Origin of the sequence: Rhodococcus sp. ACT016, from assembly GCF_050477185.1 — a bacterium.
GTDB lineage: Bacteria > Actinomycetota > Actinomycetes > Mycobacteriales > Mycobacteriaceae > Prescottella.
In genome coordinates this window covers 2,218,489-2,232,219 of the sequence record NZ_JBEAET010000001.1, presented here as the reverse complement: position 1 = coordinate 2,232,219, position 13,731 = coordinate 2,218,489, and the positions used below count along the sequence as shown (strand labels likewise).

Here is a 13,731-nt window from a genome sequence, read left to right as displayed (position 1 = left end):
TGGGTCCTTTCGGTGGCGCGCCGGCCGGACGATGGCGGGCACTCTGACTGCTCAACGATCGACGACCCCGGAATGCTCCCACGTGTCCGGATTCGATCCCGTAACGGTCTAACCCTAAAGTTGACGTAGAGACTTCGCGCATGGTGCAGTACGGGTACCGATCGGCTGGGAGGGCCGATCCCTCAGGGAGGAGTTCATATGTCACGACGTTTCGAGCGAGGCACCGCCCGCCGAGTGCTCGTCCGCCTCTCCGCCGCCGTCGCGGCCACGGCGGCCGGTGCCGTCGTGTTCTCGGGCGTCGCCGTCGCGGACCCCGTACCGGCCGCTCCCCCGTCGCTGCAGGAGCTGATCGGCCAGTTCACGAAGAACGCGCCGCAGGCGACGGATCTGTTCGGCGGCCTACTGGGCGCGCCCGGCGTCACCGATCTCATCGAGGGCGTCACCGGCCAGGAGGTCGGGAAGACGACCGCGAAGGAATTCCTGTTCCCGGCACCGACCTTCGGCTGCGGCGTCGCCGACAATCCGATGACCGTGACCGTCGCCAGCGCGCAGGCCGGCCCCAACTTCCCGCTGCCGCCGTGGATCGCGCGCGGAAACCTGCGATTCCAGGCCGTCCCGGCACACCTCGAGATCCCCAAGCAGTCGGATCTGCAGGTGGCCTGGTTCAACACCACCACGCTCAAGGGCGGAGTGGTGCCGCTCGACGACACGCTGCTGAACGTGCCGACGCTGTCGAAGACGGTCGACACCGGCGAGGGCAACGTGCTGGCCGCGCTGTTCGGCCAGGTGACGTACGAGTCCGGCACCACCTGCACCGCGCTCGGCACCGTCGGACAGTTCACCGCCTAGGCCGCGGTTCCCGGTCGTGAAGGGTTCCTCCCGGGCGTCGGGAGGAACCCTTCACGACAGGCGTGTCCCACGACCGCGTGAGTGTGGTGTATCTCACGTGCCCGTTCCGCCGCGGACCGCGTGTGGCTAGATTCCCTGCCACACATGGACACCCGGGTACCCGCAGTGGACTCGAGGGACGAAAAGAGAACACCGATGGCAACTTTCGGAACTGCCGCTCCGGACGTGACGACACGCGTCGCGATCCGACCCGAGCATCTCGCCGCCTGGAAGATCCGGGGCGAGAAGTGGTCGATGCTCACCGCGTACGACTACTCGACGGCGCGCATCCTCGACTCCGCGGACATTCCCGTTCTGCTGGTGGGTGATTCGGCGGCGAACGTCGTGTACGGCTACGACACCACCGTCCCGGTCACCGTCGACGAACTGTTGCCGCTCGTCGGCGCCGTGGTGCGGGGTGCCCCGCACGCGCTGGTGGTCGCCGACCTACCCTTCGGCGCCTACGAGCACGGCCCCGCCGCGGCACGGGAGTCCGCGGCGAGGTTCGTCGAGGCGACCGGGGCCCGCGCGGTGAAGTTGGAGGGCGGACGGCGGGTGGCGTCGCGCATCGCCGCGATCACCGCCGCCGGGATGCCGGTGATGGCGCACATCGGATTCACGCCCCAGAGCGTCAACGGACTGGGCGGCTACCGCGTGCAGGGGCGCGGCGACGACGCGGACGCGCTGATCGCCGACGCCGTCGCGGTGCAGGAGGCCGGCGCGTTCGCGGTCGTGTTGGAGATGGTCCCCACCGACGTCGCCGCGGAGATCACCCGGACCCTCGCAATCCCCACGATCGGTATCGGCGCCGGGCCGCTGACCGATGCGCAACTGCTCGTCTGGCAGGACATGTCCGGGTTCAACCGCGGCCGCACGGCACGGTTCGTCAAACGCTTCGGGCATCTCGGCGACGCACTCGTGGACGCGGCGCGGGCGTATGCCGACCAGGTGCTGGCCGGCGAATACCCGGGACCCGAGCACCGCTACGGCTGACGCTGCGTCGATGCCGTTCCGGGGCGCACCAGCCCCGTCTCGTACGACAGGATGACGGCCTGGACGCGGTCGCGCAGGTCCAGCTTCGCCAGCACCCGCCCCACGTGCGACTTGATGGTCGCCTCGGACACGAACAGCTTCGCGGCGATCTCGCAGTTCGACAGCCCGCTCGCGACCAGCACGAGCACCTCGCGTTCCCGGTCGGTGAGGACGTCGAGGATCGCGGGATCACGGGTCGGGGGCAGGTCGTCGCGGAGGAAACGGGAGATCAGACGCCGCGTCACGCGCGGCGAGACGACCGCGTCACCGGCGGCCACGCTGCGGATCGCCGAGACGAGGTCCTCGGGCGGAGTGTCCTTGAGCAGGAATCCGCTGGCACCGGCGCGCAGCGCACCCAGCGCGTGCTCGTCGACGTCGAACGTGGTCATCACCAGCACTTTGGTGGGGCCGTCGGCCTCGAGGATCCGCGCGGTGGCGGTGACGCCGTCGACGACGGGCATCCGCACGTCCATGAGCACCACGTCGGGCCGCAGATCGTGCGCCGCGCGGATCGCCGCCGCACCGTCGGCGACCTCCCCGACCACCACGATGTCGTCGTGGGCGTCGAGGACCATGTTCAGGCCCATGCGCATGAGTTCCTGATCGTCGACGAGGAGAACGGAGATCGGCACGGAACGAATCTAGTGGGTCGCGGCCGCCCGCCGCACATTCATTCGTCCGGGTCGAGCGGTAGTTCGGCGCGGACGGTCCACCCGCCGTCGGCCCGACGACCCGCCTCGAGGGTGCCGCCGAGGACCGCGACCCGCTCCCGCATGCCGACGAGTCCGTTGCCGCTGCCGCCGAGTGCCCCGCCGGCGCCGCGTCGGCGACGGGCCGCACTGCCGTACCGGGCGCTGCCGTTGTCGACGATCTCGACCAGCACGTCCCGCTCGCGGCGGGCGATGTGGACCCAGGCCTTCGGATCGGCGCCCGAGTGCCGCAGCACGTTGGTCAGCGACTCCTGCACCAACCGGTGGACGCCGAGGCTCACCGCGGGACGGACGTCGTCGATGGCACCGGCCTGGGTCAGCTCCACCGCCAGCCCGGCGGCCCGCATCGTCTCCACCACCCGGGCGACCCCGGCGGTGCCGTGCTGCGGCATCTCCTCCGGGGTCTGCGGTGTGCGCAGCAGGGCGACGGTGCGGCGCAGCTCTGCGAGTGCCTCGCGCCCGGTGCCGGCTATGTTCGACAGCGCGCGTTCGGCCTTCTCCGGATCGCGGCGCAGGGCGTACGACGCGCCGTCGGCCTGCACGATCATCACGCTCACCGCGTGGGCGACGACGTCGTGCAGTTCGCGGGCGATGCGGGTGCGTTCGGCGTAGACGGCGTCGTCCGCGCTGCGGTCCCGTTCGTGTTCGGCGACCGCCAGGCGCGCGGCGACCTCCTCGTCGTAGGCGCGGCGCGCGCCGATGAACTCGGCGAGAATCCAGGACAGCGCGAACGCGAGGGCGGAGAAGATCACCGACGCGAGCGCCTCCTGCTGCAGCAGCGTGATCGACACCGTGGTGTCGATCACGAGCCCGACCGTGTAGAGCGCCGCCGCCCGCCGACCCACGTACGCCACCAGCGTGTACAGCGACACCGCGAGCGCGAACACCGCCGGATGCGAGTTCTCGTCGGCGTTCAGGTCGCCGGTCGCGTACAGCGTCAGGGTGCACACGATCGACATCACGAGCACGGCGGTCGCGGCGCTGCGCGGGTGCCGGCGGCGGCACACGATCGGCAGGGACAGCCCGGCGCCGGTGAGTGCATACAGCACCGGTGCCGTCCGACCGAACGCCGACGCGATCTCGAGGGCGAACAGCAGCCCGGCGAGCATCCCATCGGCGACCATCGGCCGCTCCCGCAGCCACAGACTGAACCTCCGCATGGCGAGCAGCGTAGGAGGCGCCCGCCCGTGGGACCGAACGGCGACCGGGGCGTCGGGCGCTTCCGGTGCCGAAAATCACGTGCGCATGCGGTCGACGGTGTGAGACCGTTCGCTCGGTTTCCCCAGTCACCGCGAGCTCAGGAAGGACGGCCGGCGCGATGCGTGCATCGAATCTCTGCACCACCCCGATCGGGTCGATGGCGCAGTATGCCGCCGACGTCCGCCGGCCCATGCAGCCGCAGCATTTCGGCTTGCTGCCGGAGTCCGGCATCCGCTGACGCCCCTGCCCGGGGCGTGACCGCCCCACTCGCACCAGCATCGGCCGGCGCTCCGCCGCGCACGGGACAGTCACGACCTCGGGTCCGACCCATCCACCCGATACCCGAGACGAGGCCCGTGTTGTCATGGCACACCCCAATCCCACCGCGACCACCGCACGCACCTGGATGAATCATCGAGTGCGGGTGCTGAATTCGACGTTCGAGGACTTCGACGTCGTGCCGGCCGCCCGCGCGGTCGTGCTCGTCGTCGAAGCTCTCGCGGTCACCGTCGTCGAACACGCCCCACGGTTCGTGGTCCGCTCGCAGCATGTCGCGGTGCCGCTCCCCCGGGTCGTGCGACTGGTCGACTACGTCCACACGCCGCCGCGCCCGGTCGTCGACGACGACACCCGCGCGTGCTTCGTGGCGATCCTGCGGCGCGACCGGTACCGGTGCGCGTACTGCGGCCGGGACGCCCGGACGGTCGACCATGTGTTCCCGCGGAGCCGCGGCGGCGGCGACACCTACGGCAATCTCGTCGCCGCCTGCGCACCCTGCAACCAGCGCAAGGCCGACCGCACACCCGAGGAGGCCGCGATGCCGCTGCTGTGGACACCGCGCGCGCCACGCGACGACGTCAAGCGGCAGCGGCGCATCTGGCGCGACCTCGCCCTGGAAGGAAGCACCTCATGACCCTGTTGAAGTCGGCCGAACCGCTGCCGACGACGCCTGACTGGGACGACGCCGCCTGCCGCGGCGACGTGCACGCGGACCGGTGGTTCCCGGATCCGAGCGAGTCGTTCGAGTACGCCGCGCGGGTCTGCGCGCGCTGCCCCATTGCCGCGGCGTGCGGCGACTACGCCGCGGCCACCCGCCAGTCCGGGGTGTGGGGCGGCCGCGAATACCGCAGCGGCCGCGTCGCCCGCTGACGCCGGACGGGCCCGGTTGGGTTCAGTCGGACGTCGACGACTGCGCCCAGCCGTCCCCGGTCCACCCGATGTCGACGGGATACTCGCTGTTGACGCCGTTCTCCCAGTAGTCGACGGTGCCGTGGTCGGCCGAGTCCAGTTCGATCCAGCCGATGCAGAACTCGCCGCGCAGGGTGAGTTGGGCGCGGCGGTCGATCTCGCACAATGTGGCGCACAGCCCGCGGATCCGCGACTCGATCCAGTCCGCCGCGGGATCAGGGACGCTGATCTCCAGCGTCGTTTCGTCTCGTAGCGGGATCACGACCAGCAGTTCGCCGCCGGGCCTGATCTCGCGCGAGGCCCGGGTCTCGTAGGCACGCAAAAGGTCTCGCGGATCGAACGGACCTCGTCCGTCATCGGAGTGCCGGGGCCGGCGGAATCGGAACACCCGATCATTCTGACCGCCCCGCCGCCGGTGCCGACTCAGCGTGGGGCCAGGTTACGCAGGGCCAGGGCGAGGATGCGCGGCATGTCCTCGGCGTTCTGCCCGTCCTGGGTTCGGACTCTTCCAGGCACCCTGACCGATTTAGGACCCGGAACGGGCCACCAGTCGGCTCGAGCGTTGAACGATAGGTTGCCCCTAACGCGCGGTGAGGACTTCGATCTTTGCCCCGACGCCCCCGCGGTGGTCGACTACGAGGACACGTCCGAAGGCGAAGGGAAGCAGCGTTGTTCGAGGTCACGGGAGTCGTGCAGCGGGAAGCCTGGATTGACGGGCGATTTCCGCCGGTCGAGGAATTCCGTCCGGGCCTATGGTCGATTCCGGTGCCGATGCCTCGAAATCCCCTGCGCTACACACTCGTCTACGCGCTGGTCATTCCTGACGGTCTGGTTCTCGTGGATACCGGACTCGACGACGTCGAATCCTGGGACGCGCTGGTTGCCGGCGTCCGAGCGACCGGCCACGACATCACCGACGTCAAGACCGCGGTGATCACCCATCTCCATCCCGACCATTTCGGTCTCGTTCCACGGCTACGGAAGGCCAGCGGCGCCTCGATCGTGATGCATGCGGCCGATGCGCACCGGCTGCGCTACCTCGACGAGACCGAGTACGCCGTCACCGAGCGGATCGACGCGGAGCAACTGCGCTGGCTCGGCTCCCCCGAAACTGTGGTGACCGCGGCAAGGTCGGCCGATCTGGTCCGGTTCGCCCGAACGGAGACTGTGGACGTCGTGGTCGGGGACGGCGACCGGATCGAATTTCCCGGTTGGGATCTCGAGGTCGTGTGGACACCCGGACACACGCCCGGACACATCTGCCTGGTGGAGCACGGACGGTCGTTGGTGTTCACCGGCGACCACGTGTTGCCCCGGGTCTCGCCCAACATCTCCAGCATTCCGGGCTACCTGAGCAACCCGTTGGGCCAGTATCTCGAATCACTCGACAGGATTGCCAACGTCTCCGCCGGCGAGGCCCTCCCCGCGCACGACTACCGCTTCCGCGGCCTGCCAGAGCGCGCACGTGAACTCATCGAGCACCATCGTCTGCGCCTGAACGAGATCGAGAAGGCCGTCTCCGAGTCGCCACGATCCAACGCCTGGGAGATCACCGAACGCATCAGTTGGTCACGCCCGATCGAGGCGATGCCGGATCGTCTGCGCCGCCTCGCCGTGCGAGAGACCCAGGCCCATCTGATCGTGCTCGCGGACCAGGGTCGCGCCCACCGGGCCGAGAGCGAGCCGGCGCGGTGGGTCGACCGCTCTTCCTGAAAGAAACCACTGAGCCTGAACGGATCTCGCTCGCGCCGTGGGGGCGGGAGCGACCGCGGAATCCGGAGCGGGCGGGCGGCCTTAAGATGTTCCAATGGACCTCCACCTCGTCACGTATTTCGTAGCGGTCGTGGACCACGGCGGCATCACACCGGCGTCGCGCGAACTGTACATTTCGCAGCCTTCCCTGTCACAGGCCATTCGAACCCTCGAGCGCCGACTCGGGGTCGACCTGTTCGACCGCAGCCGTCGACGACTCGAACTGACCGACCACGGCCGCACGTTCGAGGTGTTCGCTCGTCGCATCCTCACCGACGTCGAGCGCGCGAAGCAGGCCGTGGAGACGGTCCGTACGTTGCAGTCGGGTCGGCTCGACCTGGTCGCGCACTCGTCGTTGTCCATCGACCCGCTCGTACCGCTCGTCACCCGGTTCCGCGAGGCGCATCCGCAGGTGGTGGTGAACATCATCGACACCGACGGCCCGTTGGGCGTCCTCAACGCACTGCGGCAGGGGGTGGCCGAAGTCGGCGTCACGGACCTCTCGGTCGACATCGGGTCCCTCCGCTCCTGGCCGATCTGCAAGCAGGAGATGGTCGTCGTGCTGCCCACCCACCTCGCAGCCGGGCTCGCCGACCCCGTTCCACTGGCCGACGTCTCGCAGCTCCCGCTCGTCGCCGACCTGTCCGACAAGGGCACCCGCGCAGGTCTCGACGCGATCGGGGAGTCCACGCTCGAGCACGTGGTCGTCGACTGCGACAACATGCCCGGGCTCTGGAATCTCGTGTCCCAGGGATCCGCTGCCGCCGTCATGCCGAGAAATGTTGCAGAACAGGAGCTTCCGAACATGGAGCGGAGATCCACCGAGCCGCCGCTGCGCAGGATGATCGGCGCAGTCGTGCGGCAGGATGCTCTGTCTCCGGCCGCCGAGCGATTCCTCGAGACGGTGAAGGCACTGTCCACCGGCGAGATTCGGAACTGAGCGATGGAACTACGTCAGATCGAGTACTTCCTCGCGGTCGCGGAGCACGAGGGCATCAGCGGCGCCGCAGCGGCCCTCGGGGTCTCGCAGCCGACCGTGTCGCAGGCGATCCAAGTGCTCGAACGCGAGTTGAAGACGTCACTGTTCCAGAGGATCGGTCGGGGCATGATCCTCACGTCGGCCGGGCGGGCACTAATCGGCCCGGGCCGGGTCATCCTGCGCGACGTCACCGCCGCCGTCGAGTCGGTGACCGTGCCCGACGGCGAGATCAGCGGACAGTTGCACATCGCGTCGACCCCGTCGCTGGTCGTCGGGGTGGTGTCTGTGGTCACCGAGTACCGGCAGCGCCATCCGGGTGTCCACATCCGGATCAGCGAACTCCGTGACGAGGCGCGCGGTGCCGGACTGCTCCGGGAGAGCCTGTGCGACATCGTCGTCGCGCATCTGCCATCGGTCGACGGGCACGAACTCGACACGCTCGAGTTGGGCGAGGATGAATACTGGCTGGTCTATCCCCCGGACGCGGACGTGCCCGACGCGGATCCACTTCCGTTGGCGGACCTGCCCGACATCCCCATGATCATCGTGCCGCCCGGCTCGTCGTACGCCGACGAAATCGAGGAGACGGTTCGACGCGCCGGATACACGCTTCGCGCCTCGGTGGTGACCGAGCACCGCGAGGCCCGACTCCCGATGGTGGCGGCCGGACTCGGTGGAACGTTCCTCGAGCGTTCGGTTGCGGAATCCGCCCGGGGCCGGGTCATCGTCAGAGCGATCGAACCACGCATCACCCGACCCTTCGGTCTCGTGTTCGACGAGTCCTCGCTCCAGCCGCCGGCGGCCGCGTTCGTCGCGCTGACCCGCGAACTCGCCGGCTGACGGGAATCGCGAGATCAGGAGGGTGACGCCGCGCCCCGGTCGAGTCGGTTCCGCAACTCGGCCTTGAGGACCTTGCCCGCCGCCGAGACGGGCAGCGAGCCGACGACGACCACATCTCGCAACTTCTTGTACGGCAGCACTTCCCGGGCGACGAAGTCGACGACGGCCTGCGGCTGCACCGACCGTCCCCATTTCGGGACCACGAAGGCCACCGGCTCCTGGCCGACCGCCGCGTTCTCCCGACCTACGACTGCGGCACTCTCGACATCGGGGTGGCGGGCCAGGATGTCCTCTAGCTGTTGCTGGCCGGGACGTTATTGACAGAGTGCGACCGGCGATCTGACGTCGATGTCAGCGAGGTGACAGCCACGCCGCCAGGTTCGCTACTCCTTCGGCGGTGACGTTGACGCTGCGTGGGACCAGGCCTCGTGTGATCCAGCCGCGCTCGAAGAGTCTGTCGGTGATCGCTGTGCCGAGCGGCCCTGCGAGGTGATGTGCCTGCTCGGTCCAGTCGATGCAGTAGCGCAGCGGTCGCACGGTCGAGAGCCGGTCGCGCGCTACGCCCCACGCCATCAACGACTCGGCTCCGTCAGCGGTGAGCCGGTACTGGTCGCCTTTCCCCGATGAGGAGAGCCGGTCACCAGTGATCTCCGGGTGGTGGAGTCCATCGCCTCCGGCGATCCAGCCTGCCGTGATGAACCGCTGGAACAGGTCAACCCCGGCCTGCCCGGCGAGATGGCGATAGCAGGTCCGAGCGCTCCGGACCGCATGCGCGCGGGAGTGGGCACGCAGGGAAGTGATCGGAGTACGTGGCGCGAGGCGAGCGAGAGCTTCCAGGACTCCCTCAACATCGTCGGTGGCCAGGCGGTAGTAGCGGTGGCGACCCTGCTGCTCGACGGCTACCAGCTCGTGGTTCAGAAGCACCGTCAGATGGTTGCTGATCGTGGAGGCGGACACGCCCGCCTCCTGGGCAAGGCGTCCGGCCGGGAGCGCACGCCCATCGGCCAGCGCCATCAGCACACGGGCGCGTCTGGGGTCAGCGAAGGCGGAGGCGACACCGGCGATGTCCGGCTCACCCGGTGATGTCCGATCCTGGCTCATACCTCGATGCTACGAGCGGAACACTTCGACGCCCGCTGAAACGTCCCGGACCGAGGATCGGGAGCATGGCACCAAATCCCTCCCGATGGCCTCTGACCCTTGCGCTGTGCGGCGGCTACTTCCTCGTCCTGCTCGACGTGACCGTCGTCAACGTCGCGCTCCCACAGATCGGCGCTGAGCTACACGCGGGAAGCAACGGGCTGGCGTGGACGGTGGACGCTTACTCGGTGCCACTGGCTGCGCTCCTGCTGGCCTCCGGCGCGATCGGCGACCTCATCGGCCACCGCAGAGTCGTCCTGCTCGGCCTCATCGGCTTCGGTGGCGCGTCCGTACTGTGCGCCCTGGCACCGACCATCGCCGTGCTCGTCGCGGCACGCGCAGTCCAGGGCGTCGGCGCGGCCTTGATGCTACCGGGCACGCTCGCGCTCCTCATCGACAACAGCCCGGACGAGACCTCCCGAAACCGGCTCGTCGGGGGCGTGGGCGGCGATCGGCGGGGCCGCCCACCCGGCAGGCCCCGTCATCGGCGGGCTCCTGGTCCAGGCCGCCGGATGGCGGGCGGTGTTCTGGCTGGGCGTCCCGGTCATCGCGCTCGCACTCGTGCCGGTCATCCGGCTACCGAGGTCCACGCCCCGGCAGCAACCGGGACGCAACGTGGACTGGACGGGCGCTGCGCTGCTCGTGGCCGCGCTGACCTGCTTCGTCACCGCGATCATCCAGGCTCCCGCCGCGCCGTCGTCGGCGGTGCTGTTCGCGGCGGTCGCCGCCTGCGCGCTGGCGGCCTTGCTCGTCATCGGGCGGCGGGTGCCGCGACCGCTGCTCCCGGTATCCCGCGAGGCGCGACGCCCGCTCGGGCTGGCGTCCCTGGTGGCCGGACTGATGAACCTGTGCGCGCTGGGAGGGCTGTTCCTGTTGACGCAGGCATTCCAGGACGTACACAAGCTAGACCCGCTCGCCGCAGGTCTTCTGACCCTCCCTGCGATGCTGCCGCTTCCGCTCCTCGGAGCACCAGCAGGGCGACTCTCCACTCGCATCGGCGTATGGCGCACCGCCGCTCTCGGCCTGCTCGTCGCCGCGGCCGGAATGGTCGGGATCGCCGTCAGCCTCACCAACACCGGAACCGGCTACATCGTCCTGGCATGCTTCCTTGCCCTGTGGGGCACCGGCCTCGGCGTTCTCACTCCGGCGATCGTCGCGGCAGCGCTGAAGGCCACGCCTCGCGCACCTGGCCTCGCCTCCGGTGCGAGCAACACCGCCCGGCAGACCGGCGGAGCGCTCGGCATCGCGGTCTTCGCCGCCGTCGCCGGGTCTGCAACCGCGCCTGGCTTCAGCTCACACTCGACTGCGCTGTTCATAGGTTCAGCAGCCCTCTTCGTCCTCGCCGGCCTGCTCTGCCTCGGCGTCGCACGAAGCCAGCAATCCCGGTCCTCATGACTCACCGCAACAGCCCCTTGACCCCAGAGGGCCGTAAGCGCCTGATCGAGCGCTGCCGGACCCGTCCCATCGCGCACGTAGCGGCCGAGATGGGCATCTCACGCGCCACCGCGTCGAAGTGGGTCAACCGCTACCGCCGCCACGGCGAACTTGGCCTGCTCGACCGTGCATCCGCACCCCATCACCAACCAACCGCCACCGATCCAGCGATCGTGGCCCGGATCGAGGTCATGCGCCGCACCCACAAATGGTCGGCGTCACGGATCACCTTCGAGCTCCAGGCAGACAACCTGGACATCAGTCGCCGCACCGTCACCCGCCACCTGGCCGCGCTCGGGCTGAATCACCGACGCTTCATCGATCCCAACGGCGAGTCGAACCGCGAGCCGCGCAAGATCATCGCCAGACGCCCAGGGCACATGGTCCACATCGACGTGAAGAAAGTCGGCCGCATCCCCGACGGCGGCGGATGGAGAGCCCACGGACGCGGCACAGACCAAGCCAAAGCGGCCGAACAGTCAAAGAGGAAGACCAAGCGCGGCGGCTACGTCTACCTCCATCCCGCGATCGACGGCTACTCCCGGCTTGCCTACACCGAAGCTCTCCCCGACGAGAAGGCCATCACGGCGATCGCGTTCATGCACCGGGCCCGAGCCTGGTTCGCCGCCCACGGCATCACCCATATCGAGCGGATCGTCACCGACAACGGAGCCTGCTACCGCGCCGAGGCTTTCGCCCGGGCGCTGCTCGGCTCGCGGCATCAGCGGATTACTCCGTACACGCCGCGCCATAACGGGAAAGTGGAGAGGTACAACAGGATCCTCTCTGAGGAGTTTCTCTACGCCCGGACCTGGACATCAGAAGACCAACGCCGAGAAGCTCTGGGCGTCTGGAACATCCACTACAACTACCACCGGCCCCACAGTGCGGCCGACGGAGACTCGCCAGCATCACGACTCACGGCGAGTGTCAGCAACGTGTTGGCCTCCTACATCTAGCTCCCGCGGATACACGTTGTAGCCCTTGTAGATCAGCATGTCCTTGGCGCGGTCGGCGATGAAGACGAAACCGTCCTCGTCGCGGTACGCGATGTCCCCGGTTCGCAGCCACCCGTCGACGAACTGTTCCGAGGTTGCCTCCGGACGCTGGTGGTAGCCGTCCGCGACCTGCGGCCCGCGCACCCACAACTCGCCCCGCTCCCCGGCCGCGAGCACTCGGCCGCCGGTGTCGAGCGACCTCACCTCGACCTCGGTGTCGAAGAGGGGCACCCCGACACTGCCGATCTTGAACCCGTCCGCTGCCGACGCCGGTGCGGTCGTCACCGCGCAGGTGGCCTCCGTCAGTCCGTACCCCTCGACGATCCGCGCCTCCGGGAAGCCCTCCCGAAGCCTGTCGAGCGTGGGACGGTCGATCGGGCCGGCACCGGAGGACACCACCCGCACCGAGGAGAGGTCGCGACGCCGCATGTCCGGGTGCCCGGTGAGGGCGTGCCACATGGCGGGACTTCCCGTGAGATACACGGCACGGTGGCGCTCGATCAGTTCGAGCATCCGCTCCGGGGCGAAGCGCCCCGCCAGCACGAGGGTGATTCCCGAGAGCATCAGGAACGACATGTTGATCAGTGCATGCGCATGGAAGAGCGGTGAGACGACCACGGTCGACCCGTGCCCCGGCGACACTGCGCAGTCCTCGAGCCCGGCGATCGGCTCCAGTGTGAGCAGCCCACGGTGGTCCGCCACCGGCAGCATCCCGGCACGCTGCGCGGTCATCTGCGCGACATTGGCGATGACGTTGCGCTGCAACACCCGGACACCCTTCGGCGTCCCGGTCGTGCCTCCGGTATAGGCCAAATGAGCGACCGACTCACCGCCCACCTGCGACAAGCGCGGCGGCAGGACCTCGTCCGGGACGTCGCCGCCGGTGACGAAGTCGGCGAACCCGACGACGGCCCCGTCCCGCCGGTCGGGCGGGATGTCCCCGTCCTTCCCAGACACCACGACGACACGAATACTGGTGCCCCACGCGGCTTCGATCAGCGTATCGATCGTCGACGTCTGCCCCGCCGCCACGACGGCCCCCGTGTCGACGATCTGTGGGCGTAGGCCACCCGCCGGCTGGAGTGGGTTCACGGGTGTCACCGTCGCCCCGGCCATCAGGATCCCGTGATAGGCGACGACGAAATCGATGCTGTTCGCCAGGTGGAGCAGCACGACATCCCCTCCTGGACGACCGCCCGCCGCAGTCCCGCCGCGAACCCGGCGGCGCGCCGATAGAGGTCGATCTAGGTGCACACCTCGTCGCCGTCGACGATCGCGACCCGCTCACCGTAGAGGGACGCGACACTGGGTGCCACGGCGGCCATGGAAACATCGGGGTAAGACAGCACCGGCGTGGCCGACGGGGAAGGGTTCACTTCTCGCTCCTTTGAGTGGGGCATCGCTCGCGTGTCCGGCGTACCCGGCACGTGTTCAACCCTCCGCGGTACGGAACGGGGAGTCCAATACGAAAGGCCGAGCAGTCGGATAGCCGACACTGGTGGTTCACTCCACCTGCATTCGGGCATATCGGACTCGACGCCCGAATGCACATAGTTTCGGCCGAACACGG

At 69.0% G+C, this 13,731-nt stretch carries 13 protein-coding genes and 3 pseudogenes; 10 read left to right on the top strand and 6 right to left on the bottom strand.

Features of this window, described 5'->3' with window-relative positions; all coding sequences use genetic code 11:
- Positions 1 to 198: 198 nt before the first annotated feature.
- Both ACQ5DX_RS10435 and panB read left to right on the top strand, forming a co-directional pair.
- On the top strand, positions 199 to 849 hold the full coding sequence (locus tag ACQ5DX_RS10435; RefSeq protein WP_430332555.1) for a hypothetical protein: 651 nt from the start codon (positions 199 to 201) through the stop codon (positions 847 to 849).
- 195 nt (positions 850 to 1,044) lie between these two features.
- Positions 1,045 to 1,881 carry a 3-methyl-2-oxobutanoate hydroxymethyltransferase gene (gene panB, locus ACQ5DX_RS10430; protein ID WP_430332554.1) on the top strand — a complete coding sequence of 279 codons (837 nt, stop codon included), beginning with the start codon at positions 1,045 to 1,047 and terminating at the stop codon, positions 1,879 to 1,881.
- On the opposite strand, the gene ACQ5DX_RS10425 is transcribed toward panB, so the two are convergent.
- Together ACQ5DX_RS10425 and ACQ5DX_RS10420 are read right to left on the bottom strand one after the other, a co-directional pair.
- Positions 1,872 to 2,552, bottom strand: a complete 681-nt coding sequence (locus ACQ5DX_RS10425) for a response regulator (protein WP_430332553.1) — start codon at positions 2,550 to 2,552, stop codon at positions 1,872 to 1,874. The genes panB and ACQ5DX_RS10425 overlap by 10 nt on opposite strands.
- Before the next feature lie 38 nt (positions 2,553 to 2,590).
- Entirely contained in the window at positions 2,591 to 3,790 is a 1,200-nt protein-coding gene (locus ACQ5DX_RS10420; protein ID WP_430332552.1) for a sensor histidine kinase, read from the bottom strand.
- A 404-nt stretch (positions 3,791 to 4,194) separates the two neighbouring features.
- Here ACQ5DX_RS10420 and ACQ5DX_RS10415 point away from each other — a divergent pair, with 404 nt between their 5' ends.
- Both ACQ5DX_RS10415 and ACQ5DX_RS10410 read left to right on the top strand, forming a co-directional pair.
- Positions 4,195 to 4,743 (top strand): HNH endonuclease, encoded by a 549-nt coding sequence (locus ACQ5DX_RS10415; RefSeq protein WP_430332551.1) that lies wholly within the window; start codon positions 4,195 to 4,197, stop codon positions 4,741 to 4,743.
- The gene (locus ACQ5DX_RS10410) at positions 4,740 to 4,979 is read left to right on the top strand and encodes a WhiB family transcriptional regulator (protein WP_430332550.1); all 240 of its coding nucleotides are present in this window, start codon (positions 4,740 to 4,742) and stop codon (positions 4,977 to 4,979) included. Before ACQ5DX_RS10415 ends, ACQ5DX_RS10410 begins: the two co-directional genes overlap by 4 nt.
- 22 nt (positions 4,980 to 5,001) lie before the next feature.
- Here ACQ5DX_RS10410 and ACQ5DX_RS10405 read toward each other — a convergent pair whose 3' ends face one another.
- Positions 5,002 to 5,340: a hypothetical protein gene (locus ACQ5DX_RS10405; protein WP_430332549.1), complete on the bottom strand. Its 339-nt coding sequence runs from the start codon at positions 5,338 to 5,340 to the stop codon at positions 5,002 to 5,004.
- Between the two features lie 449 nt (positions 5,341 to 5,789).
- On the opposite strand from ACQ5DX_RS10405, the gene ACQ5DX_RS10400 reads away from it, so the two are divergent.
- From ACQ5DX_RS10400 to ACQ5DX_RS10390, 3 genes are all read left to right on the top strand, one after another.
- Entirely contained in the window at positions 5,790 to 6,731 is a 942-nt protein-coding gene (locus tag ACQ5DX_RS10400) for an MBL fold metallo-hydrolase (protein WP_430332548.1), read from the top strand.
- A gap of 94 nt (positions 6,732 to 6,825) precedes the next feature.
- A complete protein-coding gene (locus ACQ5DX_RS10395; protein WP_430332547.1) occupies positions 6,826 to 7,710 on the top strand; it encodes a LysR family transcriptional regulator in 885 nt (294 codons plus the stop codon).
- 3 nt (positions 7,711 to 7,713) lie between these two features.
- Complete coding sequence (locus ACQ5DX_RS10390; RefSeq protein WP_430332546.1) at positions 7,714 to 8,589, top strand: LysR family transcriptional regulator; 876 nt, start codon at positions 7,714 to 7,716, stop codon at positions 8,587 to 8,589.
- 14 nt (positions 8,590 to 8,603) lie between these two features.
- On the opposite strand, the pseudogene ACQ5DX_RS10385 reads toward ACQ5DX_RS10390, so the two are convergent.
- Together ACQ5DX_RS10385 and ACQ5DX_RS10380 are read right to left on the bottom strand one after the other, a co-directional pair.
- Positions 8,604 to 8,891: pseudogene (locus ACQ5DX_RS10385) on the bottom strand (AMP-binding enzyme); the annotation flags it as partial.
- A gap of 49 nt (positions 8,892 to 8,940) precedes the next feature.
- The gene (locus ACQ5DX_RS10380) at positions 8,941 to 9,690 is read right to left on the bottom strand and encodes an ArsR/SmtB family transcription factor (protein ID WP_430332545.1); all 750 of its coding nucleotides are present in this window, start codon (positions 9,688 to 9,690) and stop codon (positions 8,941 to 8,943) included.
- Here ACQ5DX_RS10380 and ACQ5DX_RS10375 point away from each other — a divergent pair.
- The 3 genes and pseudogenes from ACQ5DX_RS10375 to ACQ5DX_RS10365 all read left to right on the top strand — a co-directional run.
- A pseudogene (locus ACQ5DX_RS10375) lies at positions 9,672 to 10,112 on the top strand (MFS transporter); the annotation flags it as partial. The gene ACQ5DX_RS10380 and the pseudogene ACQ5DX_RS10375 overlap by 19 nt on opposite strands.
- A gap of 67 nt (positions 10,113 to 10,179) precedes the next feature.
- Entirely contained in the window at positions 10,180 to 11,124 is a 945-nt protein-coding gene (locus ACQ5DX_RS10370; RefSeq protein ID WP_430335614.1) for an MFS transporter, read from the top strand.
- Entirely contained in the window at positions 11,121 to 12,122 is a 1,002-nt protein-coding gene (locus tag ACQ5DX_RS10365) for an IS481 family transposase (RefSeq protein WP_430335613.1), read from the top strand. The genes ACQ5DX_RS10370 and ACQ5DX_RS10365 overlap by 4 nt, the downstream gene beginning before the upstream one ends.
- Here the strand turns inward: ACQ5DX_RS10365 and ACQ5DX_RS10360 are convergent.
- Positions 12,117 to 13,561: pseudogene (locus tag ACQ5DX_RS10360) on the bottom strand (class I adenylate-forming enzyme family protein); the annotation flags it as partial. The gene ACQ5DX_RS10365 and the pseudogene ACQ5DX_RS10360 sit on opposite strands and share 6 nt — an antisense overlap.
- Positions 13,562 to 13,731: the final 170 nt, after the last annotated feature.

Excerpts from the sequence above, each read along its gene's own strand:
- ACQ5DX_RS10435 (WP_430332555.1), top strand. The coding sequence starts at position 199 with ATGTCACGACGTTTCGAGCGAGGCACCGCCCGCCGAGTGCTCGTCCGC.
- panB (WP_430332554.1), top strand. The coding sequence starts at position 1,045 with ATGGCAACTTTCGGAACTGCCGCTCCGGACGTGACGACACGCGTCGCG.
- ACQ5DX_RS10420 (WP_430332552.1), bottom strand. The coding sequence starts at position 3,790 with ATGCGGAGGTTCAGTCTGTGGCTGCGGGAGCGGCCGATGGTCGCCGAT.
- ACQ5DX_RS10415 (WP_430332551.1), top strand. The coding sequence starts at position 4,195 with ATGGCACACCCCAATCCCACCGCGACCACCGCACGCACCTGGATGAAT.
- ACQ5DX_RS10410 (WP_430332550.1), top strand. The coding sequence starts at position 4,740 with ATGACCCTGTTGAAGTCGGCCGAACCGCTGCCGACGACGCCTGACTGG.
- ACQ5DX_RS10400 (WP_430332548.1), top strand. The coding sequence starts at position 5,790 with ATGCCTCGAAATCCCCTGCGCTACACACTCGTCTACGCGCTGGTCATT.
- ACQ5DX_RS10395 (WP_430332547.1), top strand. The coding sequence starts at position 6,826 with ATGGACCTCCACCTCGTCACGTATTTCGTAGCGGTCGTGGACCACGGC.
- ACQ5DX_RS10390 (WP_430332546.1), top strand. The coding sequence starts at position 7,714 with ATGGAACTACGTCAGATCGAGTACTTCCTCGCGGTCGCGGAGCACGAG.
- ACQ5DX_RS10380 (WP_430332545.1), bottom strand. The coding sequence starts at position 9,690 with ATGAGCCAGGATCGGACATCACCGGGTGAGCCGGACATCGCCGGTGTC.
- ACQ5DX_RS10365 (WP_430335613.1), top strand. The coding sequence starts at position 11,121 with ATGACTCACCGCAACAGCCCCTTGACCCCAGAGGGCCGTAAGCGCCTG.